The sequence below is a fragment of the Nonomuraea sp. H19 genome (assembly GCF_052068215.1).
Classification (GTDB): Bacteria; Actinomycetota; Actinomycetes; order Streptosporangiales; family Streptosporangiaceae; genus Nonomuraea.
Genome location: NZ_JBQHCV010000055.1, coordinates 1 through 24,831, shown reverse-complemented (window position 1 = coordinate 24,831; position 24,831 = coordinate 1). Strand labels below are relative to the sequence as shown.

At 67.6% G+C, this 24,831-nt stretch carries 29 protein-coding genes and 2 pseudogenes; 19 read left to right on the top strand and 12 right to left on the bottom strand.

The annotated features are described in order from the left end of the window. Genes ACTMTI_RS53930 through ACTMTI_RS53915 form a run of 4 tightly spaced genes read right to left on the bottom strand, consistent with a single transcriptional unit; the run spans position 1 to position 3,973 of the window. Positions 1 to 846 carry a carbohydrate ABC transporter permease gene (locus ACTMTI_RS53930; RefSeq protein WP_441128873.1) on the bottom strand — a complete coding sequence of 282 codons (846 nt, stop codon included), beginning with the start codon at positions 844 to 846 and terminating at the stop codon, positions 1 to 3. Then, positions 843 to 1,736 (bottom strand): carbohydrate ABC transporter permease, encoded by an 894-nt coding sequence (locus ACTMTI_RS53925; RefSeq protein WP_441128872.1) that lies wholly within the window; start codon positions 1,734 to 1,736, stop codon positions 843 to 845. The genes ACTMTI_RS53930 and ACTMTI_RS53925 overlap by 4 nt, the downstream gene beginning before the upstream one ends. A gap of 1 nt (position 1,737) precedes the next feature. Beyond that, positions 1,738 to 3,000 carry an extracellular solute-binding protein gene (locus tag ACTMTI_RS53920; protein ID WP_441128871.1) on the bottom strand — a complete coding sequence of 421 codons (1,263 nt, stop codon included), beginning with the start codon at positions 2,998 to 3,000 and terminating at the stop codon, positions 1,738 to 1,740. Between the two features lie 13 nt (positions 3,001 to 3,013). Further along, positions 3,014 to 3,973, bottom strand: a complete 960-nt coding sequence (locus ACTMTI_RS53915) for an ROK family protein (protein ID WP_441128870.1) — start codon at positions 3,971 to 3,973, stop codon at positions 3,014 to 3,016. Between the two features lie 157 nt (positions 3,974 to 4,130). On the opposite strand from ACTMTI_RS53915, the gene ACTMTI_RS53910 reads away from it, so the two are divergent. The 5 genes from ACTMTI_RS53910 to ACTMTI_RS53890 all read left to right on the top strand — a co-directional run bounded on the left by ACTMTI_RS53910 (position 4,131) and on the right by ACTMTI_RS53890 (position 8,671). Next, on the top strand, positions 4,131 to 4,904 hold the full coding sequence (locus ACTMTI_RS53910; RefSeq protein WP_441128869.1) for a DeoR/GlpR family DNA-binding transcription regulator: 774 nt from the start codon (positions 4,131 to 4,133) through the stop codon (positions 4,902 to 4,904). A 194-nt stretch (positions 4,905 to 5,098) separates the two neighbouring features. After that, positions 5,099 to 6,133, top strand: coding sequence for a Gfo/Idh/MocA family protein (locus ACTMTI_RS53905; protein ID WP_441128868.1), 1,035 nt, complete (start codon positions 5,099 to 5,101; stop codon positions 6,131 to 6,133). After that, positions 6,130 to 6,978 carry a sugar phosphate isomerase/epimerase family protein gene (locus ACTMTI_RS53900; RefSeq protein ID WP_441128867.1) on the top strand — a complete coding sequence of 283 codons (849 nt, stop codon included), beginning with the start codon at positions 6,130 to 6,132 and terminating at the stop codon, positions 6,976 to 6,978. Before ACTMTI_RS53905 ends, ACTMTI_RS53900 begins: the two co-directional genes overlap by 4 nt. Further along, positions 6,975 to 7,820 carry an alpha/beta fold hydrolase gene (locus ACTMTI_RS53895; protein WP_441128866.1) on the top strand — a complete coding sequence of 282 codons (846 nt, stop codon included), beginning with the start codon at positions 6,975 to 6,977 and terminating at the stop codon, positions 7,818 to 7,820. The genes ACTMTI_RS53900 and ACTMTI_RS53895 overlap by 4 nt, the downstream gene beginning before the upstream one ends. 35 nt (positions 7,821 to 7,855) lie before the next feature. Continuing rightward, a complete protein-coding gene (locus ACTMTI_RS53890; RefSeq protein WP_441128865.1) occupies positions 7,856 to 8,671 on the top strand; it encodes a BtpA/SgcQ family protein in 816 nt (271 codons plus the stop codon). A 359-nt stretch (positions 8,672 to 9,030) separates the two neighbouring features. Here the strand turns inward: ACTMTI_RS53890 and ACTMTI_RS53885 are convergent, their stop codons facing one another. Beyond that, positions 9,031 to 9,618, bottom strand: a complete 588-nt coding sequence (locus ACTMTI_RS53885) for a TetR/AcrR family transcriptional regulator (protein ID WP_441128864.1) — start codon at positions 9,616 to 9,618, stop codon at positions 9,031 to 9,033. A gap of 147 nt (positions 9,619 to 9,765) precedes the next feature. Between ACTMTI_RS53885 and ACTMTI_RS53880 the strand changes: the two genes are divergently transcribed. The 7 genes and pseudogenes from ACTMTI_RS53880 to ACTMTI_RS53850 all read left to right on the top strand — a co-directional run bounded on the left by ACTMTI_RS53880 (position 9,766) and on the right by ACTMTI_RS53850 (position 13,131). Continuing rightward, a complete protein-coding gene (locus ACTMTI_RS53880; protein ID WP_441128863.1) occupies positions 9,766 to 10,392 on the top strand; it encodes an FMN-dependent NADH-azoreductase in 627 nt (208 codons plus the stop codon). After that, a complete protein-coding gene (locus ACTMTI_RS53875) occupies positions 10,392 to 10,877 on the top strand; it encodes a TIGR03618 family F420-dependent PPOX class oxidoreductase (protein WP_441128862.1) in 486 nt (161 codons plus the stop codon). Before ACTMTI_RS53880 ends, ACTMTI_RS53875 begins: the two co-directional genes overlap by 1 nt. Beyond that, a complete protein-coding gene (locus tag ACTMTI_RS53870) occupies positions 10,874 to 11,578 on the top strand; it encodes a DsbA family oxidoreductase (RefSeq protein ID WP_441128861.1) in 705 nt (234 codons plus the stop codon). Before ACTMTI_RS53875 ends, ACTMTI_RS53870 begins: the two co-directional genes overlap by 4 nt. Beyond that, on the top strand, positions 11,575 to 12,270 hold the full coding sequence (locus tag ACTMTI_RS53865; RefSeq protein ID WP_441128860.1) for an MBL fold metallo-hydrolase: 696 nt from the start codon (positions 11,575 to 11,577) through the stop codon (positions 12,268 to 12,270). Before ACTMTI_RS53870 ends, ACTMTI_RS53865 begins: the two co-directional genes overlap by 4 nt. A 98-nt stretch (positions 12,271 to 12,368) precedes the next feature. Further along, a pseudogene (locus ACTMTI_RS53860) lies at positions 12,369 to 12,491 on the top strand (aldehyde dehydrogenase family protein); the annotation flags it as partial. A 9-nt stretch (positions 12,492 to 12,500) separates the two neighbouring features. Continuing rightward, a complete protein-coding gene (locus ACTMTI_RS53855) occupies positions 12,501 to 13,010 on the top strand; it encodes an aldehyde dehydrogenase family protein (protein WP_441128878.1) in 510 nt (169 codons plus the stop codon). Beyond that, the gene (locus ACTMTI_RS53850) at positions 12,988 to 13,131 is read left to right on the top strand and encodes a hypothetical protein (RefSeq protein WP_441128859.1); all 144 of its coding nucleotides are present in this window, start codon (positions 12,988 to 12,990) and stop codon (positions 13,129 to 13,131) included. Before ACTMTI_RS53855 ends, ACTMTI_RS53850 begins: the two co-directional genes overlap by 23 nt. Before the next feature lie 227 nt (positions 13,132 to 13,358). Here ACTMTI_RS53850 and ACTMTI_RS53845 read toward each other — a convergent pair whose 3' ends face one another. The 3 genes from ACTMTI_RS53845 to ACTMTI_RS53835 are packed head-to-tail and all read right to left on the bottom strand — an operon-like array spanning position 13,359 to position 15,107. Beyond that, positions 13,359 to 14,156, bottom strand: a complete 798-nt coding sequence (locus ACTMTI_RS53845; RefSeq protein WP_441128858.1) for an LLM class flavin-dependent oxidoreductase — start codon at positions 14,154 to 14,156, stop codon at positions 13,359 to 13,361. After that, on the bottom strand, positions 14,153 to 14,596 hold the full coding sequence (locus ACTMTI_RS53840; protein ID WP_441128857.1) for a nuclear transport factor 2 family protein: 444 nt from the start codon (positions 14,594 to 14,596) through the stop codon (positions 14,153 to 14,155). Before ACTMTI_RS53840 ends, ACTMTI_RS53845 begins: the two co-directional genes overlap by 4 nt. Before the next feature lie 28 nt (positions 14,597 to 14,624). Continuing rightward, entirely contained in the window at positions 14,625 to 15,107 is a 483-nt protein-coding gene (locus ACTMTI_RS53835; RefSeq protein ID WP_441128856.1) for a DUF3237 domain-containing protein, read from the bottom strand. Between the two features lie 151 nt (positions 15,108 to 15,258). Here ACTMTI_RS53835 and ACTMTI_RS53830 point away from each other — a divergent pair, with 151 nt between their 5' ends. After that, on the top strand, positions 15,259 to 15,909 hold the full coding sequence (locus tag ACTMTI_RS53830) for a winged helix-turn-helix transcriptional regulator (RefSeq protein ID WP_441128855.1): 651 nt from the start codon (positions 15,259 to 15,261) through the stop codon (positions 15,907 to 15,909). A 407-nt stretch (positions 15,910 to 16,316) separates the two neighbouring features. On the opposite strand, the gene ACTMTI_RS53825 is transcribed toward ACTMTI_RS53830, so the two are convergent. Then, positions 16,317 to 16,799 (bottom strand): MarR family winged helix-turn-helix transcriptional regulator, encoded by a 483-nt coding sequence (locus ACTMTI_RS53825; protein WP_441128854.1) that lies wholly within the window; start codon positions 16,797 to 16,799, stop codon positions 16,317 to 16,319. Positions 16,800 to 17,276: 477 nt separating this feature from the next. Between ACTMTI_RS53825 and ACTMTI_RS53820 the strand changes: the two genes are divergently transcribed. From ACTMTI_RS53820 to ACTMTI_RS53800, 5 genes are all read left to right on the top strand, one after another. Then, complete coding sequence (locus ACTMTI_RS53820) at positions 17,277 to 18,209, top strand: NADP-dependent oxidoreductase (RefSeq protein WP_441128853.1); 933 nt, start codon at positions 17,277 to 17,279, stop codon at positions 18,207 to 18,209. An 83-nt stretch (positions 18,210 to 18,292) separates the two neighbouring features. Continuing rightward, a complete protein-coding gene (locus ACTMTI_RS53815) occupies positions 18,293 to 19,252 on the top strand; it encodes an aldo/keto reductase (protein WP_441128852.1) in 960 nt (319 codons plus the stop codon). Positions 19,253 to 19,337: 85 nt separating this feature from the next. Continuing rightward, entirely contained in the window at positions 19,338 to 19,505 is a 168-nt protein-coding gene (locus tag ACTMTI_RS53810; RefSeq protein WP_441128851.1) for a hypothetical protein, read from the top strand. Positions 19,506 to 20,380: 875 nt separating this feature from the next. Beyond that, a complete protein-coding gene (locus ACTMTI_RS53805) occupies positions 20,381 to 21,133 on the top strand; it encodes a CTP synthase C-terminal region-related (seleno)protein (RefSeq protein ID WP_441128850.1) in 753 nt (250 codons plus the stop codon). After that, entirely contained in the window at positions 21,130 to 21,558 is a 429-nt protein-coding gene (locus ACTMTI_RS53800) for a LysR family transcriptional regulator (protein WP_441128849.1), read from the top strand. The genes ACTMTI_RS53805 and ACTMTI_RS53800 overlap by 4 nt, the downstream gene beginning before the upstream one ends. Here ACTMTI_RS53800 and ACTMTI_RS53795 read toward each other — a convergent pair. Next, complete coding sequence (locus ACTMTI_RS53795; protein WP_441128848.1) at positions 21,538 to 22,620, bottom strand: transposase; 1,083 nt, start codon at positions 22,618 to 22,620, stop codon at positions 21,538 to 21,540. The two genes, ACTMTI_RS53800 and ACTMTI_RS53795, sit on opposite strands and share 21 nt — an antisense overlap. A gap of 72 nt (positions 22,621 to 22,692) precedes the next feature. Between ACTMTI_RS53795 and ACTMTI_RS53790 the strand changes: the two genes are divergently transcribed. After that, a protein-coding gene (locus ACTMTI_RS53790) for an IS3 family transposase (RefSeq protein ID WP_441128847.1) occupies positions 22,693 to 23,936 on the top strand; the annotation gives its coding sequence in 2 pieces (ribosomal slippage) (positions 22,693 to 22,975 and positions 22,975 to 23,936; 1,245 coding nt in all). An 8-nt stretch (positions 23,937 to 23,944) separates the two neighbouring features. Here ACTMTI_RS53790 and ACTMTI_RS53785 read toward each other — a convergent pair. Both ACTMTI_RS53785 and ACTMTI_RS53780 read right to left on the bottom strand, forming a co-directional pair. Further along, positions 23,945 to 24,301: a hypothetical protein gene (locus ACTMTI_RS53785; RefSeq protein WP_441128846.1), complete on the bottom strand. Its 357-nt coding sequence runs from the start codon at positions 24,299 to 24,301 to the stop codon at positions 23,945 to 23,947. Positions 24,302 to 24,332: 31 nt separating this feature from the next. Beyond that, positions 24,333 to 24,831 (bottom strand): annotated as a pseudogene (locus tag ACTMTI_RS53780) (hypothetical protein); the annotation flags it as partial.

Genomic DNA, 24,831 nt, shown 5'->3' with positions numbered 1-24,831 from the left:
TTACTTGACTGCGCCTGCGGTCAGACCGCCGACAAGGTGTTTCTCGATCGCGGTGAACAGGATGACGACCGGCACGATCGCGATGACGGAGGCGGCGAAGAGCTGGTCCCAATGCTGCTCGTAGCCGGTCACGTACGAGCTGATCCCCACGGTGAGCGGCTTCTTGTCGTCGTCCTGCATGAGGGTCAGGGCCACCACGTACTCGTTCCACGCCGCGATGAAGGTGAAGGTGATCGCGGTGACCGCGCCGGGCTTGACCAGGGGCAGCATGACCCTCAGGAGCGTGGCGACGCGTCCGCACCCGTCAAGCTCTGCCGCCTCCTCCAGCTCGGGCGGGATCGCGGCGAAGAATGCGTGCAGGATCCAGATCGCGAAGGCGAGGTTGAAGGCCGCGTTCGTCACGATGATCGCGAGGTAGGTGTTGACGAGGTCGATTTCGAAGAACTCGCGGTAGAGGCCGACGACGAGTGACGTGGGCGAGAACATCTGCGTGACCAGCACCAGGAACAGGAACGCCGGTCGGCCGGGGAAGCGATGACGGGCGGTGAAGTAGGCGGCCGGGACCGACACGAGCAGCACCACGACCGTGGAGGCGGCGGCGACGACGAGCGAGGTCTTCAGCCAGTTCTGGAACCGGGTGTCGCCGGCGATCTCGAGGTAGGCGTCGACCGTCCAGGTCCTCGGAAGGAACGTCGCCGGCGACTGCAGCACCTCCGAACTCGGCCGTAGCGAGTCCAGCGCCATGACCGCGTACGGTGCCAGGAAGGCCGCCGCGACGGCGAGCCCGGCGGCGGTGAGGGCGTAGCGCCGGATCCGCATCCTGCCGATCGGTATGAGTCGGGTCATCGGGTGCCGGCCTCCTGCCACTTGACGGCGCGTAGGTATGCGACGACGGCGATGAGGATCAGCAGCACGTTGAAGATGCCGCCGGCGGCGGCCTGGCCGACGTCGTGCTCGGCGCTCTTGAACGCGAGCTTGTACATGAAGGTGATGGTCGTGTCGTGGGTGAAGCCGGGGTTGCGCTCATTGAGCGTCCAGATGATCGGGAAGGAGTTGAAGAGATAGATGATGTTGAGGACGACGGTGACGACGAGCGCGGGGCGCAGGAGTGGCAGGGTGACGGCGCGATAGGTCTTCCATGGGCCCGCACCGTCGATCCGGGCTGCCTCGAACACGTCACCGGGAATGCCGTTGAGTCCGGACAGCAGGACATACGTGCTGAACGGGACCGAGGCGAACACACCGACGGCGATCATCGAGGGCATCGTCCATCGGTCGTCACCGAGGAAGTCGATCGGCTGGCTCGTGAGATGCAGGTCCATCAGCAGCCGGTTGAGGATGCCGTGGTAGTAATCGTAGATCAGGGTGAACAGCCGTCCTGTGATCACCAGGGAGGCGGCCCACGGCACGATGACCGACCAGCGGACGACACGGCGGCCGGGGAACTCCTTGGCGAGGAACTGGGCGAGCGCCAGGCTGATGGCGACCGTCAGCGCGGTGACGCCGAAGACCCAGATCGCGGTGTTGGCCAGGACAGAGCCCAGAGCTGGTTGCTCGAGGACGCGGAGGTAGTTGTCGATGCCCGCATCGCCCAGGCGCAGTCCGGTGATGGAGTAACGCGACAGCGACGCGCGCACCAGCTCGTACACGGGATAGAGCACGACGCCGCCGATCAGCAGCAGCCCCGCCCCGAGCCAGGCGAGCGCGGCGCGCGCCGGCACAGGGCGGCGGCTCACCTCAGCCACTCGTCTCGGCCATCTTCTGCAGCTCGCCCAGTACGGCGGCGGGGTTCCCGTCCGGCGCGACCGCGGCTCCGAGCTGCTGCTGCACGGCAAGCTTGACCTTGTCCCATGCCGGGTCGTCGGTGGGGGTCAGGTGGATGTTGGGCAAGGTGTCCAGGTAGACCTTCAGGGCTGGGTCGGACGCGAAGATCTTCAGCCCGGATTCGGTCACGGGGAGGAAGCCTTCGGCCTTGATCCACGTGTTCACCTGGTCGGGCTGGTAGTACAACTCGTAGAACTTCTTGACCGCGTCCTGATTGCCGTTCTTCTTGAAGGCCATGAGGTAGTCGGTGACGCCGTAGGTCTGCGGATCGCCGCCGTCTCTGGTGGGCATGGGTGCGATCCCGTAGTTGACCTTTTTGTCCTTGTCCAGGTTCGTGGACAGCTGGGACAGGCCGACCACCATGCCGGCCTTGCCTGAGGCGAAGAGCGCGAACGCGCCGTCGGTCCGGTTGGTCTTGCCGGGGTTGTTCTGGGTGACCTTGTGCTTTGTCGACAGGTCTTTGAGGAACTGCAGTGTCTCGATGTTCTTGCTGGAGTTGATCGACCATTTGCCGTCGGTCTTCCAGGCGCCGCCGTTGTTGAAGGCCCAGATGGAGAACTCCGCCTGCGCCTCTTCGGGGCCGAGCGGCTGGGCGTAACCGACTACGCCGTCGCCGAGCGCTGTGATCTTCTGCGCGTCCGACACGAACTCGTCCCAGGTCTTCGGGGGTGCGGAGATGCCGGCGCGCCGGAAAAGGTCCTTGTTGTAGAACATCGCCCTGGCCGACGACAGATCAGGGAAGCCGTACATCTTGCCGTTGTAGGTGCCGCTCTCGACGAAGGCGTCGATGAGGTCGGCCTTCGTCGCGGCCGGCAGCACCTCATCGGAGTGGTAAAGCAGCCCGTCCTTGGCGTAGCTGGCGTAGGCGTTGAGGTTGAGGATGTCCGGCGGATTGCCGTTCTGAATCATGGTGCTGGTCTGCTGGTCGATGCTGTTCCAGCTGATGATCTGCAGGTCGAGCTTGACGCCTGTCTGCGCCTCGTACTTCTTGGCGAACGCGTCCCAGAACGTCTTGGTGTGGTCCTTGCTGTACTCGGCGATGATGACTCTCAGCTCCTTCACGCCGTCACCGCCGCCGGATGCGGCGTCGCCGGCTCCCGTGCCGCCGCCGCACCCTGCGAGCAGCAATACGGCCGCACCTGTGGCGAGCAGCGGGACGATGCTCTTCTTCCTCATCGGTTCCTCCTGGTCAGCGGCTTGGCGTGATGCCGCGCCCGTGATGTGTTGAATCGAGACTGTGGACGGTGAGTGCGGCGGCGCCGACAATGCCGGCATCGTCACCAAGCGCTGCGGGCATGATCTCCACCGCCGGTGAGACGGTAAGCGCGCCGTTGTGAAAGGCGTCGCGAAGGGGAGCCCAATAGCGGGCACCGATCTGGGAGACGCCGCCGCCGACCACGACCCGCCGCGGGTCGAACACCCCGGCCAGGCCCGCGAGAGTCCTGCCGAGAACCTCCGCCCCCCGGCTGAGCGCGGTGACCGCGGCGGCGTCGCCACGACGCGCGTGTTCGGCCACCTCCCTCAGATCGCGGGGCGTGCCGTCATCTACGAGGCGGGCGTACGCGGCGGCGATCGCAGGCCCCGAGGCGACGGTCTCGAGATGTCCGGCGCGTCCGCAGCTGCAGACGCCGTGGCCGGCCTCGAAGATCGGGAAATGGCCGAGTTCGCCGGCGCGGTGGTGGGCGCCGGTCAGGAGCCGATCCTGGAGTACGAGCGCGCCGCCCACACTCGTCCCGACGGTGACGTACATGACATCGGACGCGCCGCGGCCGGCTCCATGGAGGTGTTCTCCGACGGCAAAGGCGTTCGCGTCATTGCCGACGACTACGCGCAAGCCCGTCGCCTTCGCCAGCTCGCCCGCAAGATCCATGCCCTTCCAGCCAGGCAGGGTGTCGGTGGCGGCAGTGACGGTCCCGCTAAAGGGATCGACGACACCAGGGCTGCCGACGCCGACGGACAGTCCCGGGTCGGCCGCACGGCTGCCGAGATCACGGCACATGCCCGCGATCAGGCTGATGACGGCCGCCGGTCCGTGCCGGCTGGGTGTGGGGAGGGACATCCGACGATGAACCTGGCCTCGCTGGTCCACCAGCCCGGCGGCGACCTTGCTGCCGCCGACGTCGACGCCTATCGCCAAACCGCCAGCCATTGCTTCCCCTCCTGACGCACCGCCGAGGCCGGCCTATCGGCTCTAGTCTCGGTATGACCGTCATGCACACTTATGTGCAAGGGAGCATGACCTGGACGTGAATCGTGCGTCAAGAAGTACGATGCGTGCAGTTTCTCATGCACACTAGGAGGATCACATGCGATCTGCGGAGCGCCGCCGCGCACTTCTGGAGCAGGTGCGGCTGGAGGGGTATGTGGGTACCGGTGGGCTGGCGCACCAGTTCGAGGTCGACGGCTCGACGATCCGGCGCGACCTGGCCCATCTCGAGCGCGCCGGCCTCATCAAGCGCACCCGTGGCGGCATTCTGCCAGCCGAGCCCACCGCCGCCGTCGACGTCCCCTACGACGTGCGGCGGACCGCGAACCAGGCAGAGAAGGCCGCCATCGCCGACGCCGCGGCCGACCTGATCAAGGACGGCCAGTCGGTGATCCTGGACAGTGGATCGACGACATACCGGCTCGCCCTCGCACTGCGCCGCCAGAAGAAGGAGGTCCTCGTCGTCACCAACGATCTGATGATCGCCGTCTGCCTCGCCGGCGACCCGACCGTCCGCGTGCATGTCACGGGCGGATCTCCCATTGAGACCGCGTACACGCTGGTCGGCCCGTCCACGGTCACGGAGCTCGAACGGCTGCACGCCGACTGGGCGTTCCTCGGCGCGGAGGCGGTGCACCATCAGGCCGGCATCACGAACATCAACATGGTCGAGCTCCCCGTCAAGCAGGCCATGCTGAAGGCCGCCCAGCAGGTCGCCGTCATCGCCGCCAGCCCCAGCTTCGGCAAGCGCGCCCTGGTGCCCGTCTGCACCCTCGACGCGGTCTCCCTGCTCATCACCGACGACGGGATCACCGACGACGAACGCGCACTCTACGGATCTCGGCTGCGCACGGTCTCCCTCGCCGACGGCTGACCGTCCTCCGATCAAGCGGGAACGCGCACTCCGAAACGCACGCATTGGCAACCTTGACGCACGCTTCCGTGCATGTTGTGCTCTTGTGGCGACCAAGTCAATCACTGGACCCAGCCGGGCGGCCACCCATGGTCAAATCAGGTGCAGCCGTTGTAGAACGCTGGGCCACGCATCGGAGGAGACCACCCCACATCGTGTCCGAACACATTCGCCTGGCCGTCATCGGATGCGGACGCATCTCGCAAGCCGCACACCTGCCGGCCATCGTCAAAGCCGAGAACGTCGAGCTCACAGCGGTGTGCGACGGCAGCGCCACGCTGGCCGACGCCATGGCGAGCCGCTACGGTGCACGTGCCCTCCTCGACGTCGCCGACCTGCTCGATGCACCGGTCGATGCCGTGCTGATCGCCGTTCCCGACCGATTCCACGCCCAGGTGGCTGAGCAGGCGTTGCGGGCGGGCAAGCACGTCATCGTCGAAAAGCCCCTCGCCGCCACCGTCGCCGAAGCCGAGCACCTGCGAGATCTGGCCGACTCGGCTGGACTGGAACTGCAGGTCGCGAGCATGAAGCGGTTCGACCCCGGCGTGCAGTACGCTGCCGAAGCTGTCGCCGGGATCGGTCCCCTTCGCAGTGTCGTCGGCTGGTACCGCGTGATGTCGAAACTTCGCGAGCCGATCGAGACCACCCTGTTCCCTCCACTGATCGTCGACCCGGCCGTGCGGTCACAAGAGCTGGAGTACAAGGCGATCCACCGCGCGGAGCATCTCCTGGCCACCCACGGCATCCACACCTTCGACCTGCTGCGCTACCTGGCAGGCGACTACACCATCCACAGCGCGATCCTGTCCCACGGCGAACGCGACTACAGCTGGCATGCCCTGGGCCGATATCACGACGGGGCCGCGTTGAGCCTGGAGGTGACGGCAAGCGTCCACGCGGAATGGTCCGAAGGGTTCGACCTCTACGGCGACGCCGGACACGTCCGGCTGCGCTGCCCCTTCCCGTTCACGAGGCAACCGAGCTCGGTTAGGGTGTTCGACGAGGCCACCCAGGCCTACACCGAGCCGGTCTTCGGCGACAGCGACCCCTACGAGCGCCAGATCGAGGCCTTCGCCCGGGCCATCCTCCTCGGCACGCGCGCCGAGCCCACCGCCTCGGACGGCATCGAGGCACTCAGGATCGTCGAGGCCGTCCGCGACGCCGTCGGCCAGCCGGTGACCCACCCATGACGCTCCTAGAAGTCGGCGTCTTCGCCCGGACCTTTCCCCGGACGACCGCCCGCGAGGTCGCCACTGCCGTCACCGAGACAGGCTTCCGCCTGGCCCAGTTCAACTTCTCGGCGATCGCCATGCCGACGCTCGCACCTGACCTCTCCCGCGATGCCGTCAGCGCCGTCGGCCAGGACTTCCGTGATACCGGCGTCACCGTCTGGGGACTGTCGGCCACCTACAACATCATCCACCCCGACCGAGCCCGCCGGCTCCGGCAGACCAGCCAGGCGGCGCGGCTGATCGGGATGGCGCCGCTGCTCGGCGTCACCGCGGTCACCTTGTGCAGCGGGACGCTCAACGCCGACGACATGTGGACCGGCCACCCGGACAATCGCTCCACCGCGGCCTGGGCCGACATGCGCTCCACCCTCGATGCCCTGCTCGAGGCGGCATCGAATGCCGGCGTCAAGCTCGGCATCGAGCCCGAGGCCGCCAACGTCGTCGACTCCGCCCAGCGTGCCCACCGGCTCATCAGCGAACTAGGATCCGACGCCCGGCACATCGGCATCGTCCTCGACCCCGGCAACCTGGTAGCGCCGCAGACCATCCACCGCCAGGACGACGTCGTCAACGAGGCCTTCGACCTGCTCGGCGACCACATCATCGGCCTGCAGGCCAAGGACCTCACCGCCGCCGGGCCAGCCCCGCTCGGGCGTGGGGATCTCGACTACACGATGATCTGCCGCCGCACCCTCGGACTCGGCCGAGCGGTGCCGATCATCATCCAGGACGCCACCGAGGACGACGCCTCCCGATCCGGCCAGTATCTGCGCGGCCAACTCCACGCAGCGAGGAACACGTGAGCGCGTCGCCCTCGTCGAACCGCTACGCCGAGGCGGCTCACGTGACGTTGCGACGGCCGGACACGCCGGCTTCGGGAACCATGCTGTTGCTGCACGGGCTGGGCGGCGACTCCACGCAGTTCGACGCGTTCCTGCCGCACCTGGCCGGGCTCCCCTGCGACCTGCTGATACCGGACATGCGTGCCCACGGTCTGACCCCGTTGATCGGAGACGCGAGCGACTTCACCTTCCAGCGGTTCAGCGCCGACATCACAGCTCTGCTACGCACCCGTGCGATACAGCCGCCGCTCATCGGCGTCGGAATCTCCATGGGAGCGGGAGTTCTCGCCGCACTGGCCCTTCACTGTCCCGAGGCCCTCGCCGGGCTCGTCTTCATCCGGCCCGCTTGGGAGGACCAGACCGACCCTCCCAACCTCCGGGCGTTCAGGACCATCGCGGATCTTCTGGCGACGCTGGACGCCGCCTCCGCCGCGGCCGAGTTCGCGCGATCTCCCGTTTACCGCGCCGTACGAGCGGAATCACCAACCGTCGCGGACAGCCTGATGGATCAGTTCGGATCTCCTCATGCGGCCGAACGGCGTCTTCGCCTCGAACACATGCCGCTGTCTACCCCGTTCGCCGACCTGGGCGATCTGCGCCGTATCCGGCCGCCGGTCGCCGTCATCGGCACCCGGCACGACCCGCTGCACCCACTGACCATCGCCCGCCACTGGGCCCGCGCATGCGGCACTCCTCTGTACGTCGTCCCTCCCAAGTCCGCGCACGATGATTGCTATGTCTCCGAATCCGCCGCGATCATCACGGCAGTGACCAGCCAAGCCCTCGACATCCCAGCGTCGTGAAGCATCCAGCTCACTCACACGAAAGGCCAGACCCCATGCCTTCCCGGTTCCACGCCATCTTCGGATCGGACACCAAACCGCTTATCGCCATGGCTCACGTGCCAGCCCTGCCCGGGACCCCCCTGTACGACGATCGTGAGGGCATCGCGGGAATGATCCGCCACGTCCGCCGAGACGTGGAGATCCTCGTCGACGCGGGCTTCGACGCCATCCTCTTCTGCAACGAGAACGACCGTCCCTACGAACTCAACGCCGGGCCGGAGTCCGCGGCGGTGATGACCCGCATCGTCACCGAATGCCGCCCGTCTGGTCTGCCCTTCGGCGTCGACTTCCTTTGGGACCCGCGCATCGCACTCGCGGCCGCCGTCGCATGCGAGGCGGATTTCATCCGTGAGGTGACCACCGGCGTGTGGGAGTCCGACATGGGACTGTGGAACACCAACTGCGCCCACACCCTTCGCGAACGCCGCCGGCTCGACGCCGACAATCTCGCGATCTTCATGAACGTCACCCCGGAGTTCGCCTCCCCGATCGGCACCCGCCAGGCACCGGCAACGGCTCGCTCCGCCGTCGTGTCCAGCCTCGCCGACACGATCCTCGTGTCCGGTCCGATGGCCGGCGCAGGCCCGGACCTCTCCACCGTGCGGGCCGTGCGGGAGGCCACCCCTGCCGACGTGCCCGTCCTCCTCAACACCGGTGCTCGACGGGACACGATCGCCCAATTCCTGTCCGTAGCGGACGGCTGCATCGTCGGCAGCGACCTCAAGATCGACGGTCACACCTGGAACGCCGTAGACCCGGCCCGCGCCGCCGACTTCGTGAAGGCGGCAAGAACACCAGCCGCTGCCTGACAACCCCGTACCGAGATTACGCCGAGTGAGCACATCCATTAGTGCGGGGAGCTGTGGCGACAGATCTGCAGGCGTGGACGACAGCCGCCAACTCCAGCAGATCTTCGATGCCAATCGTCGCAGCTCCAGGCCCTAACAGCTATATAGGTGCACAGTAGAAAGCTGCTTGAGGCATTCGGACAGTTGAAATACCCGACGTCGCAGGAGAAGGTCTCCCTCAAGCGGAGGCCGGAGGGGTGAAGGTGGCTCGCCGCCACGGCTTCGACCGCGCCGGCCGTGTCCGGCCGACCTTCGCCCCAGGTGGTAGGGGCCCACCTGCTTGCCCTCCGCGAACACCTGTAGGAGCGCTTTGATATTCGTCAGGCCGTCGCGAGGTGACGGCTGATCGCGACGACCGCGGCGGTGAGAGCGGGCAGGGGCCGGTTCTCGTCCCGACGCCAGTGACGGACCTGCTCGGCGGTCAGGGCCGCGAGCAGCGTGTCGGCACGGATCTGAGGGTCCGGGACGCCGGCGGCGGTGAGCAGGATCCGGCAATGTTGCCGCCACAGCCGGTGCGAGCCGGTGCGGAGCCGCGCCCCGGCGCTCGCGGTCTGGGACAACGTCACGAGGTCGAGGTGGGCGTCGACATAGGCGAGGTAGGCAGCGGCGAAGGCAGCGAGCCGGTCGGCGGGTCGTGCACCCGGGCCCAGTGGGGGTGGCCCGCTCAGCATCGCAGTCTGCAGCTCGGACTCACGTTCGCCAAGGAGCGCCGCCGCGAGGCCGGACTTGTCGCCGAATCGCCGGTAGAGCGTGCCCTTGCCGACGCCAGCGGCAGCGGCGACGTCGTCCATGCTCACAGCGGCGACCCCACGGGTGTTGAACAGCCGCTCCGCTGCGGCGAGTACCTTCATCCGGTTGCGAGCCGCGTCCGCCCGCTCGTGTGGCGCCCCGCCGGACAGAAGGGGCAAGGTTCCTCCGATGCGATGCGACGACGTCTTTCATGGGTCCGACTGTAGTCCAGGTCAACGCCTATTTGTTGACTTAACCGGACTCCGGTCCGTAGAGTGCTCAGGCGAGAACCGGACCATGGTCCGAATCATTCTGGAGGTAATCCCATGGGCAAGCTGCTGCACATCTCTGCCTCGCCGCGCGACGAGGCGTCGGAATCGTTGCGGATCGCACGGGTGTTTACGGAGGCGTACCAGGAATCCCACTCTGGTGATGAGGTCGAGCACTGGGATTTGTGGGATGGCTCGCTGCCGGACTTCGCCGTCGGTGCCAAGGCGAAAATGACGGTGTTCGGTGGGAACGAGCCGCAGGACGCCGAAGCCGAGGCATGGGCCGCGGCACGGCAGACGTTTGAACGATTCGACTCCGCAGACCGGTTGCTGTTCAGTGTGCCGATGTGGAACGCGTCGGTGCCGTACGTGCTCAAGCAGTTCATCGACGTGGTCAGCCAGCCGGGCTGGATCTTCACGGTCGACCCCGTGACCGGCTATGGCCACCAGCTCGTAGGGCGTGGCAAGAGAGTTGCCGTGATTTACACGAGCGCGGTTTGGGGGCCGCCGCTCGGCCCGGAGTTCGGCACCGACTTCCAGTCGACTTTCTTCAACGACTGGCTGCGCTGGACTGGCCTGACCGACATCCAGGAGATGCGGTTCCATCCCACTCTCACCGGCGACGGGGACGATGCGCGGCGCGCGGCCGATGCGCGGGCCAGGGACATCGCCAAGGACTTCTGATGGCTCTTTCCGAGGAGGAGGGGCTGCGGCTCGTCCGGGCGCACGGCGGCGCGGAGCGGTGGCTCGCGGTGCTCGTGACACTGCGCCCGGACGGGCAGCCGTCCGTCAGTGTCGTCAACGCCGGTGTCCTGCCACATCCGGTCACCGGGGCGACCACGGTCGCCTTCGTCGCACGCGGAGGCACCGCGAAACTGACGAACCTGCGCGCAGACCCGCACGCCACGCTTGTTTTCCGGTCTGGCTGGGAGTGGGTTGCGGCCCGTGGATCCGTGGAGCTTGCCGGCCCCGACGATCCGTCGCAGGCTATCGGCCCGGACCGATTGCCGGCGCTGCTGCGCGACATATATCTCGCGGCCGGTGGCAACCATCCCGACCTGGTCGAGTACGACCGCGTGATGGCCGCGGAGCGGCGTACCGCCGTACTGCTACGCCCCGACCGGTTCACCACCAACCCCGCTGGCACCGAACATCAGGAGCATGGATGACGACCATCGACGACGACGCCGCACCGCCGCCGGTCGCGACCGGCACGGTTCAGGTCTGGTCGGACCTGCTGTGCCCATTCGCCTACGTCGGCCTGCTGCGGTTGCGCCGGGCGCGTGAGCGCCTCCGTCTCGACCTGCAGATAGAGCACCGGACGTTCCCGCTGGAGCTGTTCAACGGTCCGCACCCCCGCCGCGGCACGGACACCGAGGCCGTCGGGCTCGGGCAGATCGAGCCCGACGCGCAGTTCCGGATCTGGACGGCCGCCGACGACCTCTACCCCCATACCGTGCTGCTGGCCGCGGAAGCCGTGCACGCCGCGAACGCGCAGGGCCTGAAAGCCGGAGAGGCGCTCGATCTGGCGTTGCGACGGGCGTTCTGGACACACTCCCAGTCGATCAGTCACCGGCAGGTCATCCTCGACGTCGCCAGCGAACTGCCGGATGGCATCATCGACGTGACCAGGTTGGCCGCCGCGCTGGACAGCGGCCGACACCGCGCCGACGTCATGGGTGACTTCGCCGTTTCGCAGACCGATGCCATCTCGGGTAGCCCGACGTTCCGCTTCCAGGACGGAACCACGATCCACAACCCCGGCATCCAGGTTCACTGGGACGGCTCATGGGCCGCCGGCTTCCCCGTCGTCGACTCCCACGACTCCGACGTGTACGACGACCTGCTCAAGCGGGTCGCTTCGGCGTGACCGCCGTTTTGCGCCGGGTCGTCGTCGGCGTGCTGGAGACCAACTGCTGGATTCTGCACGCCCACGGCGACCGCCGCGCGCTCATCGTGGACCCCGGCGACGAGCCGGGGCGTGTCTTGGCCGCCGTCGAGGACCTGGACGTGGTCGCCGTGCTCCTCACTCATGCGCACTTCGATCACGTTCTGGCCGTGCCCAACATCGCAGCGGCGCTGGGCGTTCCCATCCTCGCGCACCCCGCCGACGCGCCGGTGTGGCCGCACGAGATCGCGACCGCGCGCCGCATGGGTCATTGGGACGCGGGCACCGCGACAGCCGACCTTCTCGCGTGTGACCCCGCGCTGCTGGCCTTCCGTCCCGATGCGTCACTGTGGGACGGCACGTTCACGCCGATCCGCGACGGCGAGGTACTTCGCCTCGGGCCATTGCCGGTCCGCGTCCTGCACACACCCGGACACACCCCGGGAGGGCTGACGCTGGCGGTGGACGGGCATCTCCTCACCGGGGACACCCTGTTCCCCAATGGGCCGGGGCTCACCGGTCCTCCGCTGTCGGACTTCGAGGTCATCATCCGATCCGTACGGAGGCTTCTCAGGTTTCCTGGCACCACCCACATCCACCCAGGGCACGGCCCCGATACCACCGTGGCCGCCGAACGCCCACACCTCGGCGAGTGGATCGCCCGCGGCTGGTGAGCGATCTTTTCGGTCCGGCACTCGGGTCGCCGTTACCAGGGCAAAGTAGCCTAATGAGAGTTAACGGATCTGCCTGAGTCCATCATCGGGCGGTCGGCGGGCATCTGGTGACCCATCCTGGCACCGACAAGGTCGCCTTCACCGGGCCGACCGCGGCCGGCAAGCGGATCATGAGCCTGTACGAGAACCAGGTCAAACGGGTCTCCTTGGAGCTGGGCGGCAAGTTGGCCGTGCTCGCGCTGGTGGCCGAGCGGCAGCGCGACCGCGTGGAGGGCTACATCAAGCTGAACGAGGGCTTCCGCGTGGTGACCGGCGGCGGACGTCCGAGCCATCTGCCCAACGGGTGGTACGTCGAGCCGACCATCCTCGGGGATGTCGACAACGCCATGCGGGTGGCGCAGGAGGAGATCTTCGGGCCGGTCCTGTGGCTCATCCCGCATGACGGAGATGACGACGCGGTCCGTATCGCCAACGACACCCGCTACGGGCTGTCGGGCAGTGTGTGGACCGGCGACCCTGCCCGCGGCCTGGGCATCGCCCGGCGCCTGCGCACCGGCGGTGTCACCGTGAACGGCAGCCCGTCGCCCATGCCGTTGACGCCCTTCGGCGGATTCAAGGAGTCGGGCCTCGGCCGCGAGCTCGGCCCCGAGGGCCTGCAGAGCTACCTGGAACCGCGCACTATCGGCGTTCCCCCGAACTCCTGGAAAGAGACGCCCGATGAAGGTCGCCGTCTCGTATGAACCGAACAAGCCGCTGGTCGTGGAGGAGCTGCCCACCCCTGCCATCGGGCCGCGGGACGTGCTGGTGCGCGTCGCGGCCAGCGCATCGACCTCCGCCTGGCGCACCCAGCTGCGCGGGTGATAGATCCCCATGCGCATTGAACAGGCTAAACACGAAGATCAGGACTTAAAATGACAAGCTCAGGTCTCTGCAACCTGGAAGCCGCCACTGTGGATGTTGTCGAGTACCCGGGTGGCGGTGCTCAGTTGCGTGGTGGCGTCAAGGCTTCCTATGCGCAGCAGGATGTGGCGCGCGCCGGCGTTCCAGTAGGACCGTAGCCATTCGACGCAGCCGTCGAGCGGGCCGGCCTAGCAGGCCTGCAGGAGCGAAACGGCGTCCAACGGGTAGCCGTAGAAGGTTCGGACGTAGTGGTCCAGCTCCTTGCGGGCTTGTTCGGGGTCGTCGTTGATGGCGATCGTGACCATCAGCGCGGGTGTGATGTGGGCGCTGTCGCGGGCGGCTTTGCTTGCGGCGGCATATGCGGTGGTGGTCAGCTCGCGGTACTGCTCGGCGGTCGGCGGGTAGGGCAGCAGGCCGTCGGATCGTTCGCCGGCCCGGCGGGCTCCAGCGGTCGTGCCGGTGGCCGGCCACAGCGGCGGGCCACCGGCTTGCTGGGGTGTGGGTTCGATGGCGATGTCGTGGAGGGTCCAGTATCGGCCGGTGAAGGTGACTCGGGCGCCGGTCCACAGTTGTCGCCAGATTTCAGCGGTTTCCAGGAGCCGGCCGACGCGTTGGTCGAAGGACGCGCCGACGGCCTCGAATTCGGCGCGGTTGGCGGGCAGGCCGAAGCCGCTGCCCAGGGCGAGCACCAGTCGTCCATCGGCCAGCTGGTCGAGGGTGGCCAGGGTATGCGCCAGCGTGACCGGGTTGCGCAGGACGGGCAGGAGGGCGGCGGTGCCGATGGTGATCCGGGTCGTTCGAGCCACAACCGCGCTCAGCAAGGTCAGCGGTTCGGGGACGGGAGTGGCGAGCAATGAGTCACCCGTCCACACCGAGTCGAATCCGGTGTTCTCCGCCTGTTTCGCGAAGTCGAGCACCTCGGCGAGGGGGGTGCCGTTGAGGAGTGCTTCTCGGGCCGGCAGGAACACTCCGACTTTCGGTGTCATGAGTGGCCCCTGGATCCGGCCGCCGCTGCGGGGGCGAGCGCGGCCTGGGCCTGGGGAAGGTCGATGAAGGTGTCCTTGCGTTCGACCAGTCCGTTGTCGTCGAGCGTGACCACGTCGAGGCAGTCGAAGCGGATCGGGCGTCGATTGCCATCCGGGTCGGTGAGAACGGCGGTGAGTGCCCAGTCGAGAACCCAGTGGCGGTCACCGACGATGACGCGGTAGATGTCGAATCCCATCTCGGGCCACTGGGCGAACATGGTGGCGAAGGTGTCGCGGACTGCGGATCGGCCGTGGATCGGCTGCTCTCCGTTGTGCAGCCAGAACTGGGTTCCGGGTGAGTGCAGCGCGAGGATCGCGTCCACGTCGTGGGTGGCGAAGGTCGCGGCGTAGGTGTCGAAGAGTGCTCTGACGTCAGGTGAGGGCGGTGTGGTGGTGGGCATGGCGGTCTGCCTCCTATCGCTGGCCGGATTACTGGATGCTGTAGACGCGGTAGTTGACGTGGTCGAGGGACAGCTCGTTGACGGCGATGGCGACGGTGGAGTTCAGCCACGCGTAGCGGTTCGCGCCGGTCTCGAACAGGGGCGCGGACCGTGCGTGCATCTCGTTCCAGCCGATGGTCTCGCCGGCCCACAGCCGGCCGATCGCCTCGTCCGAGAGTGTGGCGCGACCGGTGACAGTGACGAACACCAGCTCGTCGTCATGGGTGCGGAGCGTTGCCCGGACATCGAGGCGTGCGACGCGGTCGGAGCCGACCATGATCCAGTCGCCGCCGCCGGGCAGGAACTCGCCGCGCAGCCGCAGTCCCTCGACGCTTCCGTGGTCGATGACCGCGATCATGCGCGTGCCCAGTGGGGTGGAGAAGGTCTGCATGGTCTGGAAGGTGATGGCGAAGTCGCACAGGTGCTCGACCGCGACCGCGGTGATTGCTGGGTCGGTGTCGACGAGAGTCATGAGGTGTTCTCCCAGGCTGTTTCGTGGTGGCAGGTCTTGTCGGGGCCTGCCGCTGCACCAGCTTCGGACGATCACTTGGAAAAATCAAGTTCTAAGTACGAGTTTCAAAGCGGAAGCTTTGATTCGGCGAGACATGCGATAGGCTCCCGTCATGGCATCGCGGACCTACGGCCACTACTGCGCGGTGGCCAAGACACTTGACGTGGTCGGTGAGCGGTGGTCCCTGCTCGTCGTGCGGGAGCTGCTCAACGGGCCGAGACGTTACGTCGATCTGCTCGGCGGGCTCGCGGGCATCTCCACCGACATGCTCGCCACCCGCCTGAAGGTCCTGGAAGAAGCCGGAATCGTCAGTCGCCGCACGCTCCCAGCGCCTGCCGCGTCGAAGGTGTACGAGCTGACGCCGCTCGGCCGGGATCTGCAACCGGCGATGACCGAGCTGGCCCGGTTCGGCATGCGCCTGCTCGGGGAGCAGGCCGACGACGCCTTCCAGATCCACTGGATCACGCCGTCACTGCAGGCGATGTTCCGGCCAGAGCGGGCCCAGGCTCTATCCCTCACCGTGGAGTTCAGAGTAGGCGCCGACGCCATACACGGCCGCATCGCCGACGGCGTGCTACACACCTGCCCCGGCTACGCCGACGATCCCGATGCCGTCCTGACCTTCGCCGATGCCGCGGCCCTCGCCGAGATCGGGCGCGATCCCGCCGCGTCGCTCACCGCTGTCTCCACCGGCCGCCTCCACGTGCGAGGGAAGCCCGACGCCGTCCAAGCCACGAGAGAGCTCTTCGGCCTCAACCGCTAGGCCGGGTGGTGGGGTGCAGGACCACGGGTGGTGCCGTGGGGACGGCCTGGTAGGGACGCAGGGTTTGGTCCGCTGGCGGGGGTGCCGAGTTGCGCGTGTGGAGCGAAATCGGCGTCGCACTCGACCAGATGTCCGCTGGTTGGCGGGCAGGGGTTTCTCCCGGGGCAGGCGTGGGTCGGTGACGAAGGCGCGGGCCAAGCGGAGCTGGGTGTAGGCGGCCAGGATGAACCAGGTCCACCGCTCGGCGTGCTCGGGGTTGAGCGAGCAGGGCGGCAACCCTGCGGCACCTCGGGTGCATCAGCAGCATCTCAGCACAACCACGCCCACCAGCTAGGCATAACGCTACAGATTCGCTCGATCACACTACGACATTAGGGGCATAGACCCGCGGGCCGCCGGCCAGTAAGTCAGGGGTGTACGTCGTCGTTCCCGAGGCCGTGTCGGACGGCGTCGTTGGCGGCTAGGACACGCTGCAGCAACGAGATGAGGGTCTCCCGCTCGGTCGCCGACAATGCACTGAGAAACTGTCGCTGCGACTCCTGCGCTGTTGGCCGCAGCTTGCCCACGAGCACTTTGCCCACGGGGGTCAGCGCCACCTGGTGCCGACGCCGGTCCACCCGATCTCTGGTCCGGGTGACGAGGTTTCGCTCCTCCAGATGGTCGATGCGACCCACGAGGTGGCTCTTGTCGAAGTCGAGCGAATCGGCCAACTGCTGCTGGGACAGCGGACCGAAGTCGTCAAGGGCGGCCAGGACCGCGTGGTGTCCCAGCAGAAGGTGATGCTCGGCCAGTACCGCTTCCAGCTGCCGATACCCGTACTTGGCCGCTTGTGAGGCTAGGTACGACGGCAGAGCGAGCAGCGACGGAGGTCGGGTACCAGCATCAGCCATGAGCTTACAGTAGCACAGCCCAACCGTCATTTGACGCAATAGTTGCGGGTAGCTACTGTTTCAGCGTCGTACAAGGCGTCGCTACTCGAAGCGGAGGGGCACCTGCATGGACGTTGCGCCGGGAACCCATCGTCGTGTGGAGCGACATCGGCTGCCCCTGGGGGCATCTGGCGACGCTGGTCGCGGGCCGGGCGCGACGTGTCCTGCAGGACCAGATCGCCATCGCACGCACCGACGTCGTACGGGGAAGCCCGCACGTCTTCACGCCGGACGGCGGCCACGAGTACAACCCGGCGTCGACATCCACATGGTTCACGACTGGGGCGTCGGCTTCCCGATGATCGACAAGAACGACCCAGCGGTCTACGAGGATCTGCTGCGGCGAGCCGTGGCCTGACACACCGGGCCGGCATCGCTGGGACCGGCCCCGCAATTGAACACGTTCAGATTAAGGAATAGACGAGGGAGTTGTCCGACATGAAAGCTCTGGTCTCGCGCGAATACGGTCCTGTCGAGGATCTGGTCATCACCGATCTACCCACTCCTGTTCCCACCGCAGGGCAGATCCTGCTGAAGGTGCAGGCGGCCGCGCTCAACCCGCTGGATGTCAAGCTCTCCACAGGTGAGATGCGTGAGCACATGCCGGTGAAGCATCCGTTCCTGCTCGGGCTGGACGCGACCGGAATCGTCGAAGCGGTCGGACCGGGCGTCACGAACTTCGCCGTCGGCGACGAAGTGGTGGCGTTCACGTACGGCGCCGCCGGCGCGCTCGCCGAGTACACGCTGGCCAACGATGGGCCAAACGTCGTACGCCGCCCGGCTGGCCTGGATGCCGTACGGGCCGCGGCGCTGCCCGTGGCCGGGATGACCGCCCACGCGGTCCTGACCGCCACCGCGGTGAACCCGGGAGACAGCGTGCTGGTCGTCGGCGCCACCGGCGGTGTCGGGTCGTTCGTCGTCCAGCTGGCCGCGCACGCCGGCGCCCAGGTACTGGCCACCGCCGGCCCATCGGAGGCCGACTACGTACGCGGCCTCGGCGCCCAGGAGATCATCGACTACACCTCGGGTAACACCGCAAAGCAGGCGCTGGCCCTGCGACCGGGTGGGGTCGACGTGGTTATCGACCTGGTCAACGCCGGTCCTGGCCTGGCGGCCACCGCGGCGGCCGCGAAGCCAGGCGGCCGGCTGGTCTCGCCGCTCGGCGGCCAGCCCGAGTTCGACCGTGGCGTCGGCGCCATCTATATGGGTGTGGAGGGCGGCGTTGGGAAGCTCCAGGATCTGGTCGACCGGGCCGCCGCCGGCACGCTCGAGGTCGAGGTCGGTGCCACCCACCCGTTCAGCAGCGCGGTCGATGCCGTCGGCGAGTTCGCGACCAAGCACACCCGCGGCAAGGTTGTCATCACCTTCTGAAACTCGGGCCCGCCGGACGTGCTACCGACAAAGGCAGGACGTCCGGCTGGCCGACACTTTCCTGAGCTGGCGAAGGACGACAGATGAAGCAGCACACTCTTGGTCAGGGGCTACGCACGCCGGTGCTGGGCCTGGGCTGCATGGGGATGAGCGAGTTCTACGGCCCTGGCGATGATGCCGAGTCGATCGCCACCATCCACCGCGCCCTCGACCTCGGCATCAACTTCCTCGACACCGCGGATATGTACGGGCCGTTCACGAACGAGGAACTGATCGGCAGGGCCATCGCCGGTCGCCGTGACGCGGTCATATTGGCCACCAAGTTCGGCGTCAAACGCCTCGCGGATGGTACGTGGCAGGGCATCAGCGGCCACCCCGCGCACGTCAGGAAGGCCTGCGACGCGTCGCTGGCGCGGCTCGGCGTGGACTACATCGACCTGTACTACCAGCACCGGGTCGACCCGACCATACCGATCGAGGACACCTGGGGCGCGCTCAAGGAGCTGGTGGAAGCCGGCAAGGTCCGGCACCTCGGCATCTCGGAGGCCGAGCCGGCAATCGTACGGCGGGCGCACGCCGTACACCCGATCACCGCGGGCCAGTACGAGTACTCCCTGTTTACCAGGGACATCGAGGACGAGCTACTGCCGGTGCTACGGGAGCTCGGAATCGGACTGGTGGCCTACAGCCCGCTCGGCCGGGGTTTCCTGACCGGCGCGTACCCCGATGTCGACCAGTTCGCCACCGCCGACTTCCGGCGCGGGAACCCACGCTGGCAGGGTGAGAACTTCACCACCAACCGAGCGCTCGCCACCACCGTGGTAAACCTGGCCAGGGACCGTAACGTGGCCCCCGTCCAGGTCGCTCTGGCCTGGGTGATCGCCCAGGGAACGGACGTCGTACCGATCCCCGGCACCAAGCGCGTGCGTTACCTGGAGCAGAACGCGGCGGCCCTGGCTGTCGAGCTCACCGCGGACGACCACGCCGCCCTCGATGGACTCGCCCGGCAGGTCGTGGGCGAGCGCTACGCCCCGCGGGTCTGACCCGACTCTCCGCGCTGGCGTATCGGCGAAATGCGTACGCTTGGGCGATCGGTTCGGCAGCATCGTCTCAACGAGGAGGTACGCCGTGCCGAACGCCCGGGCACTTACGTTGTCGTTCGAGGTCAGCGGACTGCCACCGGTCAAGACCGAGGGACTGTCGATCGTCGCGCCGGTCATCGCCAGGCCACCCGCCTCCGGGCACTCCTCGAAGCCGCGAGCGCCGCCGCCCGGCGCAGCGGCTGGAGCCCGCTGACCGAGCCGACAGAACTCGACCTCGTCCTGCGCTGCCCGCCCGGCCATCGCACCAGCGACGCCATGACCCTGCTCGGCGGGGTCGCCGCCACTCTGCAGGACAAGAAGCGGGCGGCCAACATCGGCCTGGGTCATCTCGGCGTGCTCGTCGATGTCGGCCTCTATCTCGACGACCGGCAGATCGCCGGTTGTCGTACCGGGAAGAGCCGACCGAGGAGATGTCCTACCAGGTCCGGGTCGCCGCGCTTCCGCCGGGCGGATGACCCACGCCCGCCACGTGACCGCCGCCGGGCGGGAGGAGCGGCTGCCCCCGACCTCGATCCCGGGCTGCGATTTCACGCCCGCCGCACGTCGAACGCGCGGCGTGACGGTGTCCCACGAGAGCCCCAAGAGCATCGCGGTGGGTCAGACCTGGCGCGACGTAACGGATTGTGGGCTCTCATCGACAGCGTGGTCGGCAAGGTGATCGCTCTGCGCAGCCCGGCCGAGGGCGAGGTGGCCCCGGGGGCGCTGGCGCCGGGGGGCGGCTGCGGCCTGGGCCGAGTGGCTGGCGGTGAACACGCCGACGCCCTGGCGGCCCGGGGAGTGGGATGCGGCGACAAGGCTGTTCACCGGCGATGTCGGCAACCGGTGCACGGTGGCCTACCCGCTGCACGGTGACAGCCTGCGACCGGATCTCGCGCACCCAGGTCCTGTGTGATTTGTGTGAGAAGGCGTTCCGCAAGTCGGGTCTGGCGCTCGAGGATTTCAGGGCCGGTGTCAGTTTCCGAAGTCGTGTGCACGGATGCGCGAAGTGGTCTGCACGCCTGTGGGCTCCCTCGACAGAGGCGAGGGGATAATTTGCGAGGCTTCCCGCCTGGATATGAGCGATTGCTCATGGCGCACGCATGGTCCGGTATTGGTGCTCAGGCCGGAACGTCGCATAGTGAGGCCATGGACCGATCTCTGCGCGTCGCGGTCATTGGCGACCGCGACCTAGCTTTTCCTCCGCACGTGGCTACCGACGACGCGCTGCAGCACGCCGCCGCGCACCTCGGCATCGGGGTGGACGTCCGCTGGCTGGCCACCAAACCGCTCGAATCTGAGCTGGCCGAGGTCAAGGCCGCCGACGTGTTGTGGTGCGCGCCCGGCAGTCCGTACCGCAGCCTGCGCGGCGCCCTCGCCGCGCTTCGGCACGGCCGCGAGCACAGCGTGCCCACCCTTGGGACGTGCGGCGGCTGCCAGCACATGGTCATCGAGTACGCCCGCCACGTGCTCGGCTACGAGGACGCACAGCACGCAGAGTACGACCCATACGCCTCCACCCTCTTCGTGTCGGAACTGGCCTGCTCGCTGGCCGGCAAGACCATGCCTGTCACCTTGGTCCCCGGTACCCGAGTGGCCGCACTGTACGGACGGACCGAGGTCGAAGAGGAGTATTACTGCAACTTCGGTCTCGACCCCAGCCGGCAGGAGACCCTGCACGACGGTGGCTTCTCAGTCACAGGAGTGGACGGTGATGGCGAGGCCCGGGTGTTGGAGATTCCCGGCCACCCCTACTACGTGGCCACCCTGTTCGTGCCGCAAACCCGCTCGCGTCCTGAGGCCCCGCACCCGCTGGTCGTCGGCCTGCTGCGCGCGGCGCTATGACCTTCACCCAACTGAGGATCCTGCAGGCGGTCGCACGCACCGGCAACATGACCCGGGCCGCCGAGGAACTGGCCACCACGCAGTCTGCCGTCAGCCACGCGCTGCGCGCCTTGGAAAGCGAGCTCGGGGTCGCGCTGCTGGTGCGGGGCAACCACGGGGTGAGCCTGACGGCGGCTGGGCGCGCCGTGTGCCGCCGCGCCACACTCATCCTCACCCAGGTGGAAGCGCTGGAGCAGGAGGTGGCCGCAGCCCGGAAGCATGAGCGTGGCAGCCTACGCGTCGGTGTCATCCCCAGCGCCAACGTCCGGCTGCTGCCGCCGATCCTGCGGCGGTTCGAGGATGCGAGGTGTGTCAGAGAAAATGCACCAGATCGGGCCGGAAATACCCATCAGCCGCGAGAGGGGTTATGGGGGATCTTGGCGTAGTTGGCGTCGGGCCGCAACCCGGGCCTCGTGGGCGGTCTGCAGCCCGGCGCGGCGGGCGGCGCGGATTGCCTCGCCGCGGCCCTGGTGCTCGTCGTCGGGCGTGACGTAGCCGATGCCCTCATGCAGCCGCACCTTGTTGTAGAACGTGCGGATCGCGTCCAGTTCGGCCTCCAGCTCACCCGGGTCGGTGATCTTGTCCAGGTGCGGGTGCTCGTCCTTGACGTGCCCGAACAGCGACTCGATCCACGCCTGGTCGTTCGGCGTGCCGGGCCGGCCGAAGTGCTGGGCGATGCGCGCGCCGGCCATGAACACCCGGGTGGCCGAGGAAGTCATCTGCGGCCCGTTGTCCGACAGAGCGAGCAGCACCGGGAAGGCGTCATGGTCGGGCACCTGCCCGCCGCGCAGCTCGGCCAGGAACACCTCATCATCGAGCAGATGGGCCTTGCCCAGCACGCCCAAGGCCCGCGTGTAGGCCACCTCGACCTGCGTCGAGGTCTCCTCCGGCGAGGCCACGGTGGCCAGCCAATACCGCGACACCACGTCCATCACCGCGATCACGCACCAGCGGCGCAGACCCCGGAAATGGGTGAAGTCGTAGATCGTGATGACGCCCGGCACCAGCTCGGCCCAGCCGGGCAGCTCCCGGCGCGGCCGACGCTCCCGACGGGGTCGTTCGACGGCCGTGATCCCGGCCGCCTGCAGTACCCGCAGCACCGTCGATTCCGAGGCGTAGAAGGCCTCCAGCCGCGAGCCGCGGTGAGCCAGCTTGCGGTGCGAGCGGTCGATCTCCAGCCACTCCTCGGCGATCTTGACGATCGCCTCGCGCTCCCACGGCAGCAGCGCGTGCAGCGCCACCTCGGGACCGGGCTTGGCATCGTCCAGGCGGCCGAGCACGGCGCGGGCCTGCCAGCGCAGCACCCGCACGTGATCCAGCCCCAAGGTGGCCGCCGCCCGCCGCGTCGACCAGCCGCCCTGGCGCGCCGCGAAGCCGATGAGTTCCAGCAGACCGGCCTTGACGCTCGCGTCGACTCGCGGCGGGACCAGGCCGGCATTCAGTCCCAAGGCGATTTTCCCTGGTGCAGGTGAATCGCCCCCGGTTCAGTGGAGACTTGATCTCTTGAGAGGATCGAGTCCATGCCAGGCAAGTCCCCCTATCCCGCAGAGCTGCGCAGGCGTGCGGTTCGGATGGTCGCCGAGGTGCGGCCGGATTACCCGACCGAGTGGGCCACGATCAACGCGGTGGCGACCAAACTCGGCATCGGCACCGCGGAGACACTGCGCACCTGGGTCCGCCAGGCCCAGATCGACGAAGGCAGCCGGCCAGGCCGCACCACCGATGAATCAGCCGAGCTGAAGCGGCTGCGCCGGGAGAACGCCGAACTCCGCCGCGCGAACGAGATCCTGAAGGCCGCGTCGGCTTTCTTCGCGGCCGAGCTCGACCGGCCACACACGCACTCGTGACCTTCATCGACCAGCACGCCGACGTGTTCGGTGTCGAGCCGATCTGCCGTGTCCTGACCAAGCACGGCTGCCCAATCTCCACCAGCACCTACTACGCCACCAAGAACCGCCCACCTTCGACCCGCACCCTGCGCGACGCCGAACTGGACACCCACATCCAGCGCATCCATGCCGCCAACTACGGCGTCTACGGCGCTCGGAAGATCTGGCATCAGCTTCAGCGCGAGGGACACCAAGTGGCCCGCTGCACCGTCGAGCGGCGCATGCGCGCCCTCGGCCTGCAAGGCGCCCGGCGCGGCAAGAAGATACGCACCACCGTGGCCGATCCCGGCCATGAGCGGGCGGCCGATCGGCTGCAGCGTGACTTCACCGCGCACCGTCCCAACGCCGCCTGGGTGGCCGACTTCACTCACGTGGCCGCCTGGTGCGGCATCGTCTACGTCGCCTTCGTCGTCGACGTCTACTCCCGGGCCATCGTCGGCTGGGCCGCCTCACTGACCAAGCACACCACGCTCGTGCTGGACGCCCTGGACATGGCGTTGTGGCGACGCGAGCGCGCTGGCCAGCCGCTCGAGCCTGGGCTGATTCATCACAGCGATGCCGGTAGTCAATACACGTCTTTCCGGTTCACCACGCATCTGGTGGCGGCCGGGATCGACGCCTCCATCGGCACCGTCGGCGACGCGCTCGACAACGCCCTGATGGAATCGCAGATTGGCCTCTACAAGACCGAGCTGATCAAGCCACGGGGGCCCTGGCGCAGCCTGGCCGACATCGAGTTGGCCACCGCCGAATGGGTGAATTGGTTCAACTCCACCCGCCTGCACTCGTCGATCGGGCACCTGCCACCAGAGGAGTTTGAAGCTCTCTACTACGCTCAACACCAACCCAACGAACCCGTCGGAATCAACCGTTGAGGTCTCCATCAAAGTCGGGGCGGTTCAAGGTGCAAGGCGATGGCCTGCTCGGTCACCGTCGCGCGCAGCCGCTCGATCTCCCTGCGGGCCGCCTCCAGTTCTACGGCTTCGGGGCTCTTGCCCGGCCGGCCCACGGTGGAGGTGCCGGCCAGCGCGTCCAAGGCGCCCTGCTTGGCGGTCTTGCAGATCGCGTTGACGGTCATCCGGTTCACGCCGTACTTCTCAGCCGCCTGGCCCTGCGTCGACTGTCCGGTCAGCACCTCGACGAACACCTGGTACTTCATCGAGGGCGCCAGCCGCGTACGCTTACCCGCCTGGCTCGCCTGCGTCTGGGACGGTCTGGGGTCCTTGTGTGGTCCTGCCACCTGCTCCAACCTCTTCCACGGGATGATCAAACTACCCGCGGCTGATAGGTGTTTCGGACCGGAACTGGTTCATGAACTCTGACGCGGAAGGCTGGCCGCGCGTCCATATGTCCATGGCGAGCCAGGTCAGCGCCCAGACACGACACCAGCTCTCGCCATGGTCTTCGCTGCGTGCCAAGCACTCCTCGGTGAGCGCATCCGCGCGCCCGGCATCGCCCAATTCATACAACGCGGAGGCCAGGACGATCGACGCCATCGTAATCCCGTACTGATCACCGCAGGCGGCGTGTCCCTCAATCGCGTCACGGAGCAGCGGCGCCGCTTTCTCCGGGTGTCCCTCGTAGAGCACGGCCATTCCGGAAAGACCGGTGGCGTAAGCGAGGCAATCGCCATCGCCGCTCTGTTCGGCCAGTATGCGGCTTTCCTCCAGCATTGGCAGGGCCGCCGAAATGTCGCGTTGCATCGTCGCAAGCCATCCGTTCACGTACAGCATCCCCACAGTCTCCAGCGACACGCCCGTACCAGACCAT

Coding starts and splice junctions, on each gene's coding strand:
- ACTMTI_RS53845 (WP_441128858.1), bottom strand. CDS start 14,156: ATGACACCGAAAGTCGGAGTGTTCCTGCCGGCCCGAGAAGCACTCCTC.
- ACTMTI_RS53910 (WP_441128869.1), top strand. CDS start 4,131: ATGCGATCTGCGGAGCGCCGCCGCGCACTTCTGGAGCAGGTGCGGCTG.
- ACTMTI_RS53850 (WP_441128859.1), top strand. CDS start 12,988: ATGAAGGTCGCCGTCTCGTATGAACCGAACAAGCCGCTGGTCGTGGAG.
- ACTMTI_RS53835 (WP_441128856.1), bottom strand. CDS start 15,107: ATGACTCTCGTCGACACCGACCCAGCAATCACCGCGGTCGCGGTCGAG.
- ACTMTI_RS53920 (WP_441128871.1), bottom strand. CDS start 3,000: ATGAGGAAGAAGAGCATCGTCCCGCTGCTCGCCACAGGTGCGGCCGTA.
- ACTMTI_RS53875 (WP_441128862.1), top strand. CDS start 10,392: ATGGCTCTTTCCGAGGAGGAGGGGCTGCGGCTCGTCCGGGCGCACGGC.
- ACTMTI_RS53840 (WP_441128857.1), bottom strand. CDS start 14,596: ATGCCCACCACCACACCGCCCTCACCTGACGTCAGAGCACTCTTCGAC.
- ACTMTI_RS53820 (WP_441128853.1), top strand. CDS start 17,277: ATGAAAGCTCTGGTCTCGCGCGAATACGGTCCTGTCGAGGATCTGGTC.
- ACTMTI_RS53805 (WP_441128850.1), top strand. CDS start 20,381: ATGGCGCACGCATGGTCCGGTATTGGTGCTCAGGCCGGAACGTCGCAT.
- ACTMTI_RS53890 (WP_441128865.1), top strand. CDS start 7,856: ATGCCTTCCCGGTTCCACGCCATCTTCGGATCGGACACCAAACCGCTT.
- ACTMTI_RS53870 (WP_441128861.1), top strand. CDS start 10,874: ATGACGACCATCGACGACGACGCCGCACCGCCGCCGGTCGCGACCGGC.
- ACTMTI_RS53915 (WP_441128870.1), bottom strand. CDS start 3,973: ATGGCTGGCGGTTTGGCGATAGGCGTCGACGTCGGCGGCAGCAAGGTC.
- ACTMTI_RS53830 (WP_441128855.1), top strand. CDS start 15,259: ATGGCATCGCGGACCTACGGCCACTACTGCGCGGTGGCCAAGACACTT.
- ACTMTI_RS53825 (WP_441128854.1), bottom strand. CDS start 16,799: ATGGCTGATGCTGGTACCCGACCTCCGTCGCTGCTCGCTCTGCCGTCG.
- ACTMTI_RS53880 (WP_441128863.1), top strand. CDS start 9,766: ATGGGCAAGCTGCTGCACATCTCTGCCTCGCCGCGCGACGAGGCGTCG.
- ACTMTI_RS53900 (WP_441128867.1), top strand. CDS start 6,130: ATGACGCTCCTAGAAGTCGGCGTCTTCGCCCGGACCTTTCCCCGGACG.
- ACTMTI_RS53800 (WP_441128849.1), top strand. CDS start 21,130: ATGACCTTCACCCAACTGAGGATCCTGCAGGCGGTCGCACGCACCGGC.
- ACTMTI_RS53815 (WP_441128852.1), top strand. CDS start 18,293: ATGAAGCAGCACACTCTTGGTCAGGGGCTACGCACGCCGGTGCTGGGC.
- ACTMTI_RS53930 (WP_441128873.1), bottom strand. CDS start 846: ATGACCCGACTCATACCGATCGGCAGGATGCGGATCCGGCGCTACGCC.